Source organism: Pricia mediterranea (assembly GCF_032248455.1).
Taxonomy (GTDB): Bacteria; Bacteroidota; Bacteroidia; order Flavobacteriales; family Flavobacteriaceae; genus Pricia; species Pricia mediterranea.
In genome coordinates this window covers 3,876,292-3,893,304 of the sequence record NZ_JAVTTP010000001.1, presented here as the reverse complement: position 1 = coordinate 3,893,304, position 17,013 = coordinate 3,876,292, and the positions used below count along the sequence as shown (strand labels likewise).

At 48.8% G+C, this 17,013-nt stretch carries 11 protein-coding genes; 3 read left to right on the top strand and 8 right to left on the bottom strand.

Features of this window, described 5'->3' with window-relative positions; all coding sequences use genetic code 11:
* Nucleotides 1-221: 221 nt before the first annotated feature.
* The 3 genes from RQM65_RS16040 to RQM65_RS16030 form a co-directional block, all read right to left on the bottom strand.
* Nucleotides 222-1,553, bottom strand: a complete 1,332-nt coding sequence (locus RQM65_RS16040; RefSeq protein WP_314016432.1) for a 4Fe-4S dicluster domain-containing protein — start codon at nucleotides 1,551-1,553, stop codon at nucleotides 222-224.
* 32 nt (nucleotides 1,554-1,585) lie between these two features.
* Nucleotides 1,586-2,569, bottom strand: a complete 984-nt coding sequence (locus RQM65_RS16035; protein WP_314016431.1) for an MlaD family protein — start codon at nucleotides 2,567-2,569, stop codon at nucleotides 1,586-1,588.
* Nucleotides 2,570-2,634: 65 nt separating this feature from the next.
* Complete coding sequence (locus RQM65_RS16030; protein WP_432279872.1) at nucleotides 2,635-3,912, bottom strand: N-acetylmuramoyl-L-alanine amidase family protein; 1,278 nt, start codon at nucleotides 3,910-3,912, stop codon at nucleotides 2,635-2,637.
* Between the two features lie 178 nt (nucleotides 3,913-4,090).
* Between RQM65_RS16030 and RQM65_RS16025 the strand changes: the two genes are divergently transcribed.
* Nucleotides 4,091-6,856 carry a putative LPS assembly protein LptD gene (locus RQM65_RS16025; RefSeq protein ID WP_314016429.1) on the top strand — a complete coding sequence of 922 codons (2,766 nt, stop codon included), beginning with the start codon at nucleotides 4,091-4,093 and terminating at the stop codon, nucleotides 6,854-6,856.
* Between the two features lie 48 nt (nucleotides 6,857-6,904).
* Here RQM65_RS16025 and RQM65_RS16020 read toward each other — a convergent pair whose 3' ends face one another.
* From RQM65_RS16020 to RQM65_RS16000, 5 genes are all read right to left on the bottom strand, one after another.
* Nucleotides 6,905-7,756, bottom strand: a complete 852-nt coding sequence (locus tag RQM65_RS16020) for an N-acetylglucosamine kinase (protein WP_314016428.1) — start codon at nucleotides 7,754-7,756, stop codon at nucleotides 6,905-6,907.
* 94 nt (nucleotides 7,757-7,850) lie between these two features.
* Nucleotides 7,851-8,852 (bottom strand): type I glyceraldehyde-3-phosphate dehydrogenase, encoded by a 1,002-nt coding sequence (gene gap / locus RQM65_RS16015; RefSeq protein ID WP_314016427.1) that lies wholly within the window; start codon nucleotides 8,850-8,852, stop codon nucleotides 7,851-7,853.
* A 204-nt stretch (nucleotides 8,853-9,056) separates the two neighbouring features.
* The gene (gene pfkA / locus RQM65_RS16010) at nucleotides 9,057-10,043 is read right to left on the bottom strand and encodes a 6-phosphofructokinase (RefSeq protein WP_314016426.1); all 987 of its coding nucleotides are present in this window, start codon (nucleotides 10,041-10,043) and stop codon (nucleotides 9,057-9,059) included.
* Between the two features lie 191 nt (nucleotides 10,044-10,234).
* Nucleotides 10,235-10,597: a four helix bundle protein gene (locus tag RQM65_RS16005; protein WP_314016425.1), complete on the bottom strand. Its 363-nt coding sequence runs from the start codon at nucleotides 10,595-10,597 to the stop codon at nucleotides 10,235-10,237.
* A 53-nt stretch (nucleotides 10,598-10,650) separates the two neighbouring features.
* On the bottom strand, nucleotides 10,651-15,108 hold the full coding sequence (locus tag RQM65_RS16000) for a translocation/assembly module TamB domain-containing protein (protein ID WP_314016424.1): 4,458 nt from the start codon (nucleotides 15,106-15,108) through the stop codon (nucleotides 10,651-10,653).
* A 124-nt stretch (nucleotides 15,109-15,232) separates the two neighbouring features.
* On the opposite strand from RQM65_RS16000, the gene tsaD reads away from it, so the two are divergent.
* Both tsaD and RQM65_RS15990 read left to right on the top strand, forming a co-directional pair.
* On the top strand, nucleotides 15,233-16,264 hold the full coding sequence (gene tsaD / locus RQM65_RS15995) for a tRNA (adenosine(37)-N6)-threonylcarbamoyltransferase complex transferase subunit TsaD (RefSeq protein ID WP_314016423.1): 1,032 nt from the start codon (nucleotides 15,233-15,235) through the stop codon (nucleotides 16,262-16,264).
* A gap of 20 nt (nucleotides 16,265-16,284) precedes the next feature.
* Complete coding sequence (locus tag RQM65_RS15990) at nucleotides 16,285-16,992, top strand: 16S rRNA (uracil(1498)-N(3))-methyltransferase (protein WP_314016422.1); 708 nt, start codon at nucleotides 16,285-16,287, stop codon at nucleotides 16,990-16,992.
* Nucleotides 16,993-17,013 lie beyond the last annotated feature (21 nt).

Below are 17,013 nucleotides of genomic sequence, written 5' to 3'. Positions count from 1 at the left end.
ACTGCGCTCGACCGGACAGTTGTCATATATTGACGAAAAAGCTACTCCAGATTTTCGACCCCATTTTTCATTCTTCCTTTTTTCCTTCTTCTTCCCTCCGTCTTCAACATCCAACCTTAAACCCCTGCCCTGAGGGCAGTCGAAGGGTTGAACAGCTGCGAAGCAGCGATTGAACTTTGAATCTCATCACCTATTACTGCATACTGCCACTGACGACAGCCCTACTTCTCTTCCGCCCAGTTCAACCGGTCCATTTGATTGAAAGGCCAGGGAGCGCCGTTGTTCTCGACATTGCCCATCATATTGTTCAGGTCCCCGGGCGCGGCGGATTCTTCCATGACCAGGTATTGGCGTAGGTCCATGATGATGGACAAAGGATCGATGCTCACGGGACAGGCCTGCACACAGGCGCTACACGTAGTGCACGCCCAAAGTTCCTCGGGGGTAATATAATCGTTCAACAACTGTTTGCCATCATCGACGAATTCCCCCTTGTTCGCTTCTATATTCTTTCCCACTTCTTCTAGCCGGTCCCGCGTATCCATCATGATCTTTCGGGGGGACAATTTTTTCCCGGTCCGGTTGGCGGGACATTCATCGGTACAGCGGCCGCACTCCGTACAGGTATAGGCACTCAATAACTGTACCCAGTTCAGGTCCGTTACATCGGAAGCCCCGAATTTTTCCGGCTCCGTCTCCGCTTCCCCTTCGGCGGGGGCCGCAAAGGGATCTGCCGAGGGATCGAGCATTAACTGGACTTCCTGCGTGACCGCGTCGAGGTTCTTGAATTGTCCTTGCGGTCTTAGCCTTCCGAAGTACGTGTTCGGGAAAGCCAAAAGTATATGAAGATGTTTCGAATAGTACAAGTAATTCAAAAAGAACAGAATACCCGCGATATGTAACCACCAGGCCGTACGTTCGACTAGAATCAAGTTCGATACCGACATCCCTTCAAAGAGCGGGGCGATAAACTGGCTAACGGGAAAAGATCCCGCCTGGGTATAGTGCGCCACATCGAGTTGCTGTAATTGGTAATCGGCTGCGTTCATGGTCAGGAACAATACCATTAATACGAACTCGATGTATAAGATCAGGTCCGCATCGTTCTTGGGCCAGCCTTTTAGTTCGGGATTGACAAACCGGCGTATTCGCATGATATTTCTACGTACCCAAAAGAGGCTTACCGCAACGATGACCAAAAGAGCCAATACTTCGAACGATGCGATCAGTACATCGTAGCCCGCCCCTAAGGGAGCAAAAATACGATGGGTATCGAAAATACCGTCGATAATGATTTCCAGCACCTCGATATTGATAATGATAAAGCCTAAATACACAATAACATGAAGTACCCCGGCGATAGGTCGGACCACCATTTTGGTCTGCCCCAACGCGATTTTCGCCATGTTCTTCCAACGCTGGGTCGGATTGTCGGATACATCCACGTCTTTCCCCAATTTGATATTCCGCCGTAACCGGCCCACGTTTCGGATAAAGTACCCGATGCCGGCCAGCAATAATATGACGAATAGAATGTTGGGAAGATATTCCATGTAGTATTTTTTATGCCGAAAAAGTAAGGTGCCTACTGCTCCTCATCGATCGCTGCATCGGGAACATTTGCAGGATCGTCTTCCGGAAGCTCGTATTCCCTTTGCTTTTTTCCGAATACCGATACGTTTACGTACCGTTTGGGGTTGAGGCGCAGATCTTGTAGCAAAAGATCAAGTTCCCTAGAGGCGTTATTGAGATTGGTATAAAGCTTTTCATCGCTGAGCAGCTTGCCCAAGGTACCGTCGCCACTGTTCATTCGGGCCATTAACCCGTCAAGGTTCGCCACCGACGATTCCAGACTGGCCAGGGTACGGTTAAGCCCCGCATTGTTGAGGGAATCGGACAGCGTCGCAAAATTCGCCGTCAGTTCTTCAAAGTTGGTCAGCGAATTGCCCAGTTTCTCTTCATTGTCGTTGAGAATCCGATTGAGGGCATCGGCACTCCTTTTAAAGCTGGCTACCGTTTGGTTCAGACCCGACAGCGTTTGCCGCAAATCCTTTTTGGCGTTGTTGTCCAACACTTCGTTTACGTTCTGCAACAACGTATCGGCATTGGTAAAGGCATCTTCTACCTTGCGTTGCAAGGGGGTCAGTTGGTTCTGTAGCAACTCGGTAAGTCCCGGCTGTGTATTGGTCGGTAGGGTGTCGCCGGATTGGGCGGTAGCGGCCCCGTCGAAAACCGGTTTTATTTGAATGCCCTTGCCCCCGATAATCCCCGTATCATAGAGTTCGGCCTGGCTGTTACGGGAAAATTGAAACTTGTTCTTTACCGAAAATGTGACTACAAGATTGCCACTGGCGTCCTTGAACTTGATGCCGTTTACGTTCCCCACCGTGAGTCCGTTAATGGTTACTGGCGTGCCGGTCTGCAGCCCCCCGACATCATCATAAACCGCGTAAAAGGTTTTCCCGTCCTCGAACAATGGAGAGGATTTCAAATAGCTGAAGCCTAATACGAACAATAAGATGCCCCCTACGACGATAATCCCTGTCTTGATTTCCCTGGATAGTTTCAAACGGATGAATTTTGATTGATTACAAAATTAGAGATAAAAATCGGAAACGGCCCGTGAAAAAATACCTACTGTCCCGAAATATACTTCTTGCTCTCCCTGAACGACAAGCGCTCTCCATTACGATATACCACGATAAAGGAAGTGGTATACCCCTTGATATCGGCGTTGGATTTTAACATTTTGGCCTCCCTCAGGGAGCTGGTGTTTCCGTAAAGATACCGATTTAGGTTCTTAATAGGTTCCTTGCTTACACGGTTCAGGCCATTGAAGGAGGCTGGACGCAACGGAAAATCCTTTGCACTCGCCATAAGCTGTACCTTATACACGATTTCCGCTTCGTCCCTCGCGGACTCCTTCTTGCTCGCATGGATGGGACTTTCCTTCGGCTTCGCCGAACCCTTCTCTCCCGAGACCTTCTCCGCCGCACTGTTGTTGGAAGCCACCTGTTCGGGGGCGGAGGAAACTTTGGAGGTCGGCTTGTTTTCTGAAGCCCCTCTTTCTGCTGTCCCCCTTTCCGTCCTTGCTTCGGGATCCGGGGCCTGGGTGATCGCGGGAGTGCCAAAGTCGGCTATATTCGCCATGGCATTCTTTTTATAGACCATAACGGCTTCTGCGATGGCCGTTCCCATTTGGGATTGGCCCTTTTTGGAATTCAGGTAGGCTCCTTCCTTCTTATTGGTCAAAAATCCCGTCTCTACCAGCACGCTGGGCATAAAAGTCTGATGCAGCACGATAAAACCGGCTTGCTTCACCTTTCTATCGACCCGGTTCAATTTGTTGGAAAAATTATCCTGTATCGCTTTGGCCAATGCAATGCTCTGATCTAAGAATTCCTCTTGCATAATGGTCAGGCCGATGACGGATTCGGGGGAGTTGATATCGTAATCCGCATAGCGGCTCTTATAGTCATCCTCCAAATATATCACCGAGTTTTCCTTTTTGGCGATCTCGAAATTCTGCTTATTGGCATGCAGTCCCAATACAAAAGTACCGGCTCCATGGGCGTTGGAGGTATGCGAATCACAATGTACGGAGATGAACAGATCGGCATCGGCCTTGTTGGCAATCTCTCCCCTGACGTACAGATCGACAAAGCTATCGTCTTTTCGGGTGTAGATGACCTTGATTTCTGCATGTTCCTCCAAAATCGCCCCGGCTTTTAAAACGATATTGAGCGCGATATTTTTTTCGTAGTATCCGTTGCCCAAATTTCCGGGATCGTGACCTCCATGGCCTGCATCTAAAACCACGGTGAACGGATCATCGTTCGGGGCGGCGTAAGCCTTGGTATGAAATACGCTCAGCAATAAGACGAGCACAATACAGAACCCAGGCGAAATCATCCTTTGGCAACCTGCGTTCGACCCATATTTCAATGCTTTCATTTGGTTAAATTTGTGGTAACTCCCTATAACGGGAACAAAAAATATATGTAAGTTTGGACCCTCTTAATCACGGTTTCCGCTAGCTATTGCAACGAAAACTTCATGCCAAACGAATACAAAAATAGGATATAAAGCCTTGCAATCAAATAATCGCCGTTTAGTATTACTCCTTTGGCTTGTTGCCGGCATCTGGTCCGCAGCTGCCCAGGAAGACGGTTTGATACCCCTGCCCATCAAGGCCGAACCGGATTCCATTGTCGCCCCGCTCCTCCCCCGACCTGTTGAAAAAGATAGCCTTTTGGTCCAGGACACCGTTGCTGTCGATACCACTAACGGGAAAGAACCTTTGTTATTGGACAAAATTCGATACAACGCCAAAGATTACGTGAAGCTTAGTCAAAAAGAACAAAAAATATACCTCTACAACGAAGCGGAAATCTATTATCAGGATACCGAGCTCAAGGCGGGCATTATTATAATGGACTACGTAAAAAACGAGGTCTATGCGGGACGGATCAAAGATTCCCTCGGAAATTATACCCAACTGCCGTTTTTCAAGCAAGGTGACAACGAGGTGCGGCCTGACAGTATCCGCTTTAACTTCGATACCGAAAAGGCGTTGATCTTCAATTCCCGTACCGAACAGCAGGCGGGCTTGGGCCAACTGGGCAGCGATGCGATGAAAGTGTACGCCCAGGTCACCAAGAAAGAAAACGACTCGGTCTATTTTATGAGCGAGGCGAAGATAACGACCTCGCAAGACACGATAAATCCCGATTACTACATCCGCCTGCGGAAGGCGAAGTTCGTGCCCAAGAAAAAGGTGATCGCCGGTTTCAGCAACCTCTACATCGCCGATGTTCCCACCCCTATCGGCCTCCCCTTTGCCTATTTTCCCTTGACCGTCGGACGTACGGCGGGCCTGATCATGCCTACTTTTGGTAACGACCCCGACCGGGGCTATTTTTTACAGAACGGAGGCTACTATGTGCCTTTTTCGGAATATGCCGATTTGACCCTCACCGGGGATTTCTATACCAACGGCAGTTACGGATTTCGCACCCAAAGCGTCTACACCAAGCGGTACCGCTATCGGGGCAACGTCAATTTCAGGTACGAGAATCTGGTGAACAGCCAAAAGGGGTTTGACGATTATAGCAACAGCAAGGTCTGGAACATCCAGGTTTCGCACTCGCAGGACCAAAAAGCGAGTCCGAATTCCCGATTCTCCGCTTCCGTAAACTTGGGGAGCAGTAGTTACTATCAAAACTCGCTCAACCAAGTGAACCTGCCCCTGACCCAGAACAACAACCTGTCGTCCTCGATTTCGTATTCCAAGACTTTTCCGGCCTATCCTTCGGTAAATATGAGCCTCACCGCCACCCATTCCCAGAATACGAGTCCCTCTGCCCGGGAAAACCCGGACCAGAAAAACATCCAGATGACCTTACCGACCTTTCAGGCGAGTATGGAGCGGATATTTCCCTTCGCCAAACGCGACGGGATCAAAAAGGGGATCATCCAGAACATCAACTTTCAGTATGACGTCAATGCACGGAACCAGTTGACCACCAACGACGCGGATTTTCTCAAGGCGGCCATGTTCGACGAGGCCAAGGTCGGGGCGCGGCACCGCATTCCCATCAGTACGAATTTCAAGGTCGCCAAGTTTTTCAGTGTCAGTATGGGCGGCAGTTATGAGGATGTCTGGTCGCTGGAGACCTTTCGCCAACGCTATGTACCTGCCACCGATGAGACCCGGGGGCAGGTGGTCAGGGATACCATCTCCGGTTTCGATCGGTACAACACCTATAACCTCAGCGCCAGTGTCGGTACCACGGTTTACGGGACCTTTAGTTTTGGGGAGGACAAGAAGATCCAGGCCATCCGACATGTGATGCGGCCGTCCCTAAGCTATGGATATGCGCCTTCGTTCGACCAGTTTTACGATGAATACTTCAACTCCGATCTCGACGAACTGGTGGAATACAGCCGGTTCGAAGGAACGTTGAACGGCGCTCCCGGGCTGGGTAAATCGAACAGTCTCAGTTTTTCGCTGGCCAATACCCTGGAGGCGAAGGTAACGGACAAGGATTCGACAGCCACCGAACCTAAAAAAGTACCGTTGCTGAGTAATTTTAACATATCGACAGGATATAACTTTGAGTCCGATTCCCTGAAATTGAGCCCCTTGCGCATCAACGGTGGCACCAATATCCTGAACAATAAAATGTCCATCAACTTTTCCGCCGGCCTGGACCCCTATGCCATAGACAACAACGGAAGGAGGATCAATACCTTCAATGTGGATAACGGGGGCAGTCTTTTTCGCCTTACGGCCGCCAACATCAATATCGGGTACTCCATCGATAGCAAAACTTTTGGCAAGAAAGACGAAGAGCCCCTCGAAGATGAGCCCATCGGGGGATATGACTATGTAGCCCAGAGCCAAGGCCGTGACGATGATCTCTTCGGGCGGGCCGATAATTACAATAACCGGATGATCGATGACGACTACGGCAAGGACGGCGAGGATATCGAAAATCCGCCCTATGCCACCAAGATTCCCTGGAATTTTCGACTGGCCTACTCCGCCAGCTATTTCAATTCCGCACGGCAGAACGAGTTCAGCAGCCATTCCCTCATGTTTTCGGGGGATATCGAGCTTTCGCCCCGCTGGAAGGTCGGGGGATCATCGGGCTACGACTTTAAGAACAAGGGCTTCACCCTTACCCAACTTCGCTTCGAGCGCGACCTGAAAAGTTTCCGGATGAACTTCAACTGGACGCCCTTTGGCACCTATTCCCGCTGGTACTTTTTTATCGGGATAAAGAGTTCTTTGCTCAGCGATCTTAAATGGGAGAACAGAAGTCAGCCTTCGCGAAACCGGAGTAGACGTTAAAAAACTGGCAGTTGCGGTAGAGGGTTAGTAGTCGGTCGACTTTAATCGTTAGAGCGTTTCCCGATGAAACTCCATAAGCCCCTCAATGGGTCTTTGCCGGATGACCCCTACGATGAGGTCGTTGCGCTCCAACACAGCGGTGAGTTCATCGCGTAGATAATGGGCGATGCTTCCCACAAAGTTGACTGGCACCTTGGTCGCGAGGTCGAATTGCATGACGTAATTATTGATAAATTGCTGAAAGCCCTTATCGATGACCCCCTTGGAGTACGGATGGTTTTTGTTCTCGATCAGAAAGCGGGCGAAGGTAGCCAAATAGGTATTGGGATTCGGCTGTTTGTAGAGGTTCTCTTTAATGACATCCGCCTCGAGGTCGTACTGCTCGGCGAACTTTTCGGCCAGGTCCTTCGGGATCTTGTTGAAGTAATAATCGCGTATCAGTTTTCTTCCGAAGAAATTACCACTGCCATCGTCCATGGGGATATAGCCGAGAGAGGTGACTTTTTGATGGAGATTTTCCCCGTCGTAATAGCTGCAGTTCGAACCGGTACCCAAAATACAGACAATGCCCTGATGCCCCACTTTAACGGTGGAAAAAATAGCGGCATAGGTATCCTCCTTGACATCGGCCTGCGCGTTGGGGAAGAAATCCTTGAAGATTCCGGTCAAAAAATTCTTCATGCGATCGGTACCACATCCCGCCCCATAAAAATGCAGTTGGGTTACCTCGTCCTTATTTTTCGAGAGTTCAAAATTGTTGGCCAACCGGTCTTCGATGACGTTGCGGGTCAAGACTTCGGGACTCAATCCCAAGGTCTGGGTGATGAACAGTTGGTTTCCCTCTTCGTCCAAGGCAATCCAATCGGACTTTGTGGCTCCGCTATCTACTATTAAAATCATATGCTTAAGTTATAAGGTTGGTGGCATAAAAGAATCCTGAAAATAGGCAAAAAATCACCTACTTTCAGGATTTCCTTTAAAAAACAGCTTAAAATTATAAACTTCCTACATACTGCGCCAAATCGAGCAACTTACTTGAGAATCCGGCCTCGTTATCGTACCAAGATACGACCTTGAAAAATCGAGGGTTCAATTCCATTCCGGCGCTGGCATCAAATATGGAGATATGGGTGTCCCCCACGAAATCCTGTGATACCACGGCATCCTCGGTGTAACCAACAATACCTTTTAACTCCCCTTCCGAGGCAGATTTAAAGGCTTTTTTGATCTCTTCATAAGAGGTATCCTTTTCTAAACGCACGGTCAAGTCCACCACGGAGACATCGGCGGTAGGTACCCTAAAGGCCATTCCGGTAAGCTTGCCCTCCAATTCGGGAATCACCTTTGTTACTGCCTTTGCGGCCCCGGTCGAAGCGGGAATAATATTCAAAAGGGCACTTCTACCGCCCCTAAAATCCTTTTGGGAGGGACCATCTACCGTCATTTGGGTCGCCGTAGTAGCGTGGACCGTAGTCATCAGCGCCTCCTCGATCCCGAAATTATCATGTAGCACTTTCGCCATTGGCGCCAAGCAATTGGTCGTACAGGAGGCATTGGAGACGATGGTGTCCGATGCCTTTATCTGCTGGTTGTTCACGCCCATGACGTACATCGGGGCATCTCCGGAAGGTGCTGAAATTACGACCTTTTTGGCACCCCCGTCAATGTGGAGCTGCGCCTTTTCCGTGGATTTAAAGATGCCGGTACATTCGGCCACGATCTCAACGCCCGCATCGTCCCATTTTATGTTTTTGGGATCCCTCTCGGCAGTGACCCTAACGGTCTTGCCGTTGACCACGAGATGGCCGTCTTTCGTCTCGACGGTTCCGTCGAACCTCCCGTGAACGGAATCGTATTTTAAAAGATAGGCCAAATGATCTACCTCCAAAAGGTCGTTGATAGCGACTACATCGACACCGTCACGCGTGACGGATTCCCGGAAGACCAATCTTCCGATGCGTCCGAATCCGTTAATTCCTATTTTTAAGTCTGACATATTCTCTGTGTTTTAGGTTTAAAATTAGTATTTGATTCCAAAGTGCCATCTGCAGCACATATAGAACTTGTCTCGAGTTCATAGTATTGAGTGTCGGATATTTCGAGCCTTCCAACCACGACCCTAAAATACAGGTTACGAAGCACAGTTGCAAGAAAAACACTCTTTGATACCCATCGGAACAAACAATGGTATCGGAAGGAATTACGTGGTCATAATTTCGGAGACCCGTATCAATTCCTTATCAATTTTCGTATGCCCTTTTATAGCCTTACTGATGGGGGTCAGGATAATTTGGTTGTTCTGTATGCCCACCATGAAATTGGTCTGGCCATCTAAAATACTTTCTACGGCCTTTACGCCCATTCGGCTGGCCAGTACCCGATCATAACACGAAGGTGCCCCGCCCCGCTGCATGTGCCCTAATACGGAAACACGAACGTCATATATTGGAAGGTGTTCCTCAACGTATTCCTTGAGTTCAAAAACGCTTTTTCCAATCTTATCGCCTTCCGCAACGACCACGATGCTCGACGATTTGCCTGATTTCTTACTGCGTTTCAAAGATTCGAGCAAACGCTCAAGTCCCCTATTCTCCTCGGGAATCAAAATTTCCTCGGCTCCTGCCCCGACCCCGGCATTCAGGGCGATATGACCTACATCACGGCCCATAACCTCAACAAAGAACAGTCTATTGTGAGAGCTGGCGGTATCCCTGATCTTGTCGATTACGTCGACTACGGTGTTGGTTGCGGTATCGAAGCCCAAGGTATTCGAGGTGCCGAAAATATCGTTATCGATGGTACCGGGAATGCCGATAATCGGAAAGTGGAATTCCTCGTTGAATTTCAGGGCCCCATTAAAACTGCCGTCGCCGCCGATGACCACGAAGGCATCTATTCCCTCGGCACGTAGTTGTTCATAGGCCTTCTTTCGGCCCTCGACCGTTCTGAATTCAGTGCAACGGGCGGATTTTAATATCGTGCCGCCCTTGTTGATAATATTGTTTACGCTTCGGGCGTCCATCGGCTTAAAGTCGCCTTCCATCATGCCTTGGTATCCCCGGTAGATCCCCACACAGTCCACCTTCATATATGCACATGTCCGTACCACTGCGCGAATGGCCGCATTCATTCCTGGAGAATCGCCCCCGGATGTCAGCACCCCTATTTTCTTTATATCTGGAACCATTAAAAAAAACTAAGCTGCAAAAGTACAAAAATTGGTGGAACCGGAGGGAAGTTTGACGTTCTAATTTAGACTATTCGCAGGGTATCGAATGTTTTCGTGCTCGGTGCTCGGTGCTCGGTGCTCGGTGCTCGGTGCTCGGTGCTCGGTGCTCGGTGCTCGGTGCTCGGTGCTCGGTGCTCGGTGTAATAAAATCAAATTTTGTTCCTGAATGCAATCATCATATTCATCAACTTATAAGAATCATCGTAATGCTTTTGAAATACATTGACATCGATATAATTTCTATTTTTGGCCTTATAAATACATGTCACAACCTCGGCAAGTGAACGGATTGCGTAACCCATGAATTTTCGAAATTCTGGTTTTGACTGAACAATCGATCCTTCCGATATATTTAGTGCAATGGAGTCTGCAGCTCTTCTCAATTGGGAGGATAGATTATAAATTTCTTTCTTAGGAAAATTATCTGCCAACACGTCCATATGCTCTCCTAAATCCATAGAATTTTGCCAAGTAATTAGCTTTTCAAATTTAAACTTGTTTTGAAGTTGCATGATTCTATATTTTACCTCGTGCATCGAACATCGCGCATCCAACCTATTACCTTTTACCTCCTCCCCTTCGACTTGGGATAAAACCGCAACAGGCTGTCCTTGCCCATCACGGCGGTAGGCACTTTGGCGGGATCCGGTAGGCTTCTTTTAGCGCCTACATTTTTACTTAGGATGTTCCTAAAAAGTTCCCGAAAACTATCGAAGTCCACCTCATACGAAATCCCGATCCCTTGGGTATAGCCTAATCTGTCGGCCAGATACTCTTGGATATCGTTTTCGCGGTTGAAAAATTTGGCACTCAGCGTACCTTCTTCATTGAGCAGCAGCTGCACTTCAAAGTCGCCTGCGATTACGGTTTCGCGGGTGCCACCTACCGGTACGCCTACCTTACCGTTGAACAGCAATCGATCGCTGATCTTGGTCGATACGGTGACCCCTACCCGGCTTTCTGTCTCAAAGGCCGTACTCCGATCATAAAAACCTTGTTCGTACGACAGGCCCAAGTTGAAATTATCGTTTTCCCCCAGCACCTGGTTCAGAAGTCCCGATGCGGATTGCAAGAGGTTGCCGGTCACCGCCTGTTCGTTGATGCCGGTCTGGTCGTTGACGAACGAGCCTTGTGCCAAAAGAAAAAGGGCGTTGCGCTCTTCCACGGTGGGGTCTTGAAGCCGGTATTCCAATTCGGACTGCACAATGGAGTTCGTACCTGGAAAATCGATTTGGAATTCGATATCGGGACTCTCCAATTCGTTGGTCAGCTTGATGACCACTTCGGTGGGAATCCGCCGGGTGTACCCGGGATTATCGAGCAGGGGCGCCGGATTGGCGTTCAAGGCATAGACCGCCTCCAGGTCTAAGGTAGCCTCAAGGGGTTCACGGTCCCAAACAATGGTGCCGCCGGGTTTTACCTTGAAGGTCTTGTTGATTACGCCCCCGAACTTATAGTTGTATTCCCCATCGACCACAACAAAATCCCCATACATTTCAAAGGCCCCGCGCGTATTGATACGGATCAGCAGAATGCCCACCCCGCTTCCCTTTAGGGAGCTACCGGTTTCGATATCCGTAACAATTTCCACTTCGGCATCCGGGGTTACATCGAGGTCGAACGTGAGTTCCAGTCCTTGAAATTCGTCCAAGGTGAGCTTTTCGTCAACGGAGTCCAACCCGTTTTTTCCCACAAAATTAATAAAGGAATAGTCTCCCACCGATGCCACGTCGCTCAGGGGAATCTTTAAGGAGGTGCCTCGGGCCGTTTCACCTTCCACCTTGATATTCAAGGCCTTGGTGGGACCGAAAATCCGACCCTTTCCGTTCAGGTATCCCGTACCGTAATACAGTACTTCTTCTTCAAATTCAGTATTTAAAACAAGTAACCGGTTATCTTTTGTATCCACATTGAGATCCAGCACCCAATCATCGAAAAACGAATGGCTTATCGTGCCGTTTAAGGTCGCACCTGTTTTTTTGGCGGTGTCGGTAATCGCAATATCCTCGAAATCAAAGGTCTGATCGTACAGGTCCACCCGCGAACCGTTCGCAAAACTGTAGTCGACGTTCAGGTAGGGTACTCCCAGCCCCGCATTGTTCAATGTTAGCGTACCCCCGAAATCAGGATTGTTTACAGGTCCGTTTATGCTCGCCTTGCCACTGACATCGCCCCGCATATTGCTCAAAATGGACTCCGCCAAGGGAGCGAAGGGGGTAAGTTCGAATCCGTCCAGGTGGATTGAAATATCGGCTTCGGGCATGTCGCCCCGGTTGTAAATATGGCCCTCGATCCCCAGCTTTTCACGCCCGTTGTCCGTTATCTGTGAATTGACCGAGAACTCGGTCAGGTCTTTGTTCCCTACGATACCCACGGCCAAATCGCCCACTCGGATGGCGTTGATGGAAAAATCTTCGATCCCGAGATTGGACGAGGGCAGGTAAATATTATCCTTCTGTAGAATGTTGAGCGTACCGTTTACCTCGCCCTCTAATTTCAGGCTATCGATACTAGGGGTAATCTTGTTCAGGGATACGATCTTAAACTGCAGTTCGAGGTCTTTATAGGTCGAGTCAGCTAGTTCGCCACGAAGCCGAATCTGTTCTTCCTCGCTATTGTTCATCACAATTTCCTGGATACTGATACTGTCCAACGTTCGGTTAAAAATGACCTTGTTCTTATTATCATTGTTCTTGTTCAATACCCAAGTATTGCCCTTAAAACTAAGATCGGAAGTCTTTAGCCCGATAACAGATCGGTTATCGCCGTTGAAGGTGTGGTAAAAGTTCAGGTTATAACTATCGTCGAATTCGCTGCCGCCCTTGAATTCCGTCCGAAAGAAAAGGGTATCCTTTAAGGTCGTATTGATCAGGTTGAAATCTTTAACGTCGTAATAGCTGTTCGAAAGGTCGCCAACGGAAACAAAGGTATTGAACAGCGGATTTTTATTGTCGATTCGAATATCGATATCATCGGCTTCGTTGCCAAAGGCGGTTATGCTCGGGGATTCGAAGTTCAGCTTGAAATCGCCCTGATCGGCCGCGATATCCCCCTTGATAAAGGTATTCGGATCGAACTTGACTTCGGGAAAAAAGACCTCTACGATCTTATTGTATATCTTAAAATTAAAGGTCAGGGTCTGCCCCCCGGAAATCTCGAAAGGCCGGTAATTGGTGTAGATGCTTCCCAGGGAATTTTGGACCAACCGGCCCAGTTCCCGGACCTTGAAATTGCCCTTGAGGTATCCGGTGATAATATCCGGCGAATTGATATCGATGATTCGAATGGAGTCGTTCTCGAAATTTGAAGACACTTTAAAATCCTCAAAATAGTACGCGTCGTTCTTGTTCTTAAAAACCGTTTCGTTGAATTTGATATCGCCTTCAAGATCATCCAAAGTACTGCCCGTAACTTCCATATAGATATTGCCCTTGAATATAGACACGCTATCTCTGATGAAATTTAGGCGCTTCAAATCGGCGTAGTCCACTTCGGCATTAAAATTAAAATTATTACGCGCAGATCCGAAATCCGCCAATCCCGAAAAATCGAATTTAAGGTTCTCATCGTCGACAATCAGGCTTCCGTCGAAAAGCTGGTCCTTTACGACTCCCGACACCTCGATGTTCCGGTAGTCGTAGTTGTTATAGTGTAGGCAATACACCTCACCGACCACTTCGGTATCTAAAGTTTCTTGCACGAAACCCTTGCCGGCTACGTTGACATCCAGGTTTGTCTCTCCCAATTTTTTGTTATCGGTGAACTCGCCCAGGTCGAAATCGATGAGGGATATAAAACCTTTGTAGGTCGCATTGTCGATATTGTTGACATCGGTAAGGTCGAGATCGACATAACTGCTCCCTATGGCCGTATTGAGATTGACCTTGGTGCGGATAGAGCTTTCGGTGACCGTGGCATTTCCTCTTATCGTAAACTGACCCAGCTTTTCAAAGGTAGATGGAATGGATTTCCCGAGGATGTTGGGCATCAACGCCCGCAGTTCGTAATAGCTGGTTGTTACGTTCTTCATATCGGCCTGCATAATGAAGGGGTCGGCCTTGGTGAACAGGTTCTTGAAATTAAAATCGCCGCGGATGCCCGTGTAGTCGGACTGTACAAAGAGCTCTTCGGTAGTCAGGTCGTTCAAGGTTCCGCGAATCTTTGAAGAAAAGTTCACCTCCTTGCCCTTCCCGAACTGGTCGTAGAGCATATTGATCTCGTCGAAGGCCACGGCCGAGTCGTCAAATTCGGCGGTCAGGTTGACCTTGTTCACAAAATCGAGAAAATCTTCACGTTGGTAATCGAACACGAGATGGCCCTTCAAATGTGAACCCGGGGTAGAGATCAGGAGGGAGTCGAAGCGCATTTGCTCGCTGGTGTACTTGAATTCCGTGGCCATTTTCTCCACCTCGATACCTTGATCGCTTTTAAAGGACATCGACTCGATGTCGGCGGACACCTCGGGTCCCGAAATCTGAAAATCTTTTGCGCTGATGTTGAGGTCCGTAAAATGCAGCATTTGTTCGGTTTCGCGATTTTCGTCCAGTAGGGTAAAATTACTGTTGGCAATTTCAACATCGGAGGAAGAAAAGAAAAAGGCCGGTTTATTTGGATCTTTAGGACGGCCGTCGTCCAACTTATCGATAAACACATTCAAGTTGGTGCTGGTGGAATCGCGGTACGTTTTCAGCTTAAAGTTTAGCTCGTCGATATCGATGTCCCCAAATTCCAGCTGGCCTTTGATCAAATTGCGAACACTCAAGACGGAGGTGGTGAGCTCGTTTATGTAGAAAAGCGTATCTTTTCGGTAATCGGCAACATAGACTCCCTTTAGGTTGGTATTCCAGGAAATCAACGAAATTCGCAGCCGGTCGATACTGATATTCGTTCCAAAATCGGCGTTGATGGTTTTTGCGACCTGCCGGGCAAAACTGGTTTGGACAATAGGCAACGAGAGTACGAGCGTGCCCAAAATACCGATCAATAAAAACACCAATAAGGTCCGGATCAGTATTTTTCCCAATTTTTTGATAGCCCCTGCAGTTAGAAGTGAAACGTGTGATTTAAGATACCGGATTTTTACCTCCCAAAGTTACGGTAGAACTTAATATTAAATAACTTTGCGTCCAAATTTTATTCCAAAATCCTTGAAACGAGAAAAGATTAACATTCTTGCCATCGAATCGTCCTGTGACGACACCTCTGCTGCGGTTCTGCGGGGCAAAGAGGTGCTCAGCAATGTGGTGGCCACCCAAAAGATCCATGAGGAATACGGGGGCGTAGTGCCCGAACTGGCCTCGCGGGCACATCAGCAGCATATCGTTCCCGTGGTACACCAAGCCTTGGCCAAGGCAAATATGGATAAACGTGAGCTATCGGCCATCGCCTTTACCCGGGGTCCAGGGCTGATGGGCTCGCTGTTGGTAGGTACTTCGTTTGCAAAATCTTTGGCGATGGGCCTGAGTGTTCCCTTGATCGAAGTGAACCATATGCAGGCCCATATCTTGGCCCATTTTATCGCGGAAGACGGGGACGGGGACGGCCCCCAATTCCCCTTTTTGGCACTGACGATCAGCGGGGGGCATACCCAGATTGTCCTGGTCAGGGACTATTTCGACATGGAAATCCTCGGCGAGACCTTGGACGATGCCGTGGGAGAAGCCTTTGACAAGAGCGCGAAGTTATTGGGACTCCCCTACCCCGGGGGACCTTTGGTGGATAAGTACGCCAGACAGGGAAACCCCGATGTGTTCTCCTTTCCTAAACCCAAGGTAAAGGGACTCGATTTTAGTTTTAGTGGCCTAAAGACCAGTATTCTCTATTTTGTGCAGCGCGAGACCGCGAAGGACCCTGATTTTATAAAGAAGAATTTGAAGGATATCTGTGCCTCCATCCAAAAGACCATTACGGGGATTTTGGTGGACAAGCTCAAAAAGGCCTCGAAACAAACTGGAATCGACCGTATTGCCATCGGCGGCGGGGTTTCGGCCAATTCCGGTATTCGAAAAGCCCTTCAGCAGGCCGAAAAAGATGAGGGTTGGACGACCTACATTCCAAAGTTCGAATACTGCACCGATAACGCCGCAATGATCGGAATCGTGGGGTATTTCAAGTACCTAGAAGGCAGTTTTGCCGATCAAGCGGTCTCGGCGAAAGCGAGATATGGCATTGATGGGTAGTTTTTCGTAATTTCGCTCCCATGCAACTCTTCTACAACCCCGACCTCGACCAGAGTGTCTCGCAATTCACTTTTCCCGAAGATGAAAGCAGGCATATCGTAAAGGTCCTGCGCAAGAAAGAGGACGATATCCTTCATATCACTGATGGAAAGGGGCATACGTTCGAAGCGAAAATTACGGACGCCCATCCAAAAAAATGTAAGGTAAAGATCATCTCCAGTTCTAAAAAGCACCGGCGGATGCACCGCTTCCATCTCGTAGTGGCACCGCCAAAGTCAAACGATCGTTTTGAGTGGTTTCTGGAAAAGGCCACCGAGATAGGAGTCACCGAAATCACCCCGATCATCTGCGAACGTTCGGAGCGGAAAATGATCAAATACAAAAGACTGCAGAGGGTCGTTCAAGCCGCCATGAAACAAAGTTTGCGGTCTTATCTTCCCCAACTCAACGAAGCTGTTTCCCTAAATGATTTTTTGGAGAAAGACCAAAAGGGCCTACGCTTTATCGCCCACTGCGAGGACAGCGAGAAAACGGATTTGGCACGTAGGGTCGCCCCCGATCAAGAGGTGACGGTGCTCATCGGACCTGAGGGGGATTTTTCGCATGATGAAATAAAGGCCGCCGAAAACCGAGGTTTCCTGTCCGTATCACTTGGGGATGCCCGATTGCGGACGGAGACCGCCGCCCTGGTTGCCTGCACCATAGTCAACACCATCAACAATAGGTAGTCCGAATGCTGTAGGTACGCT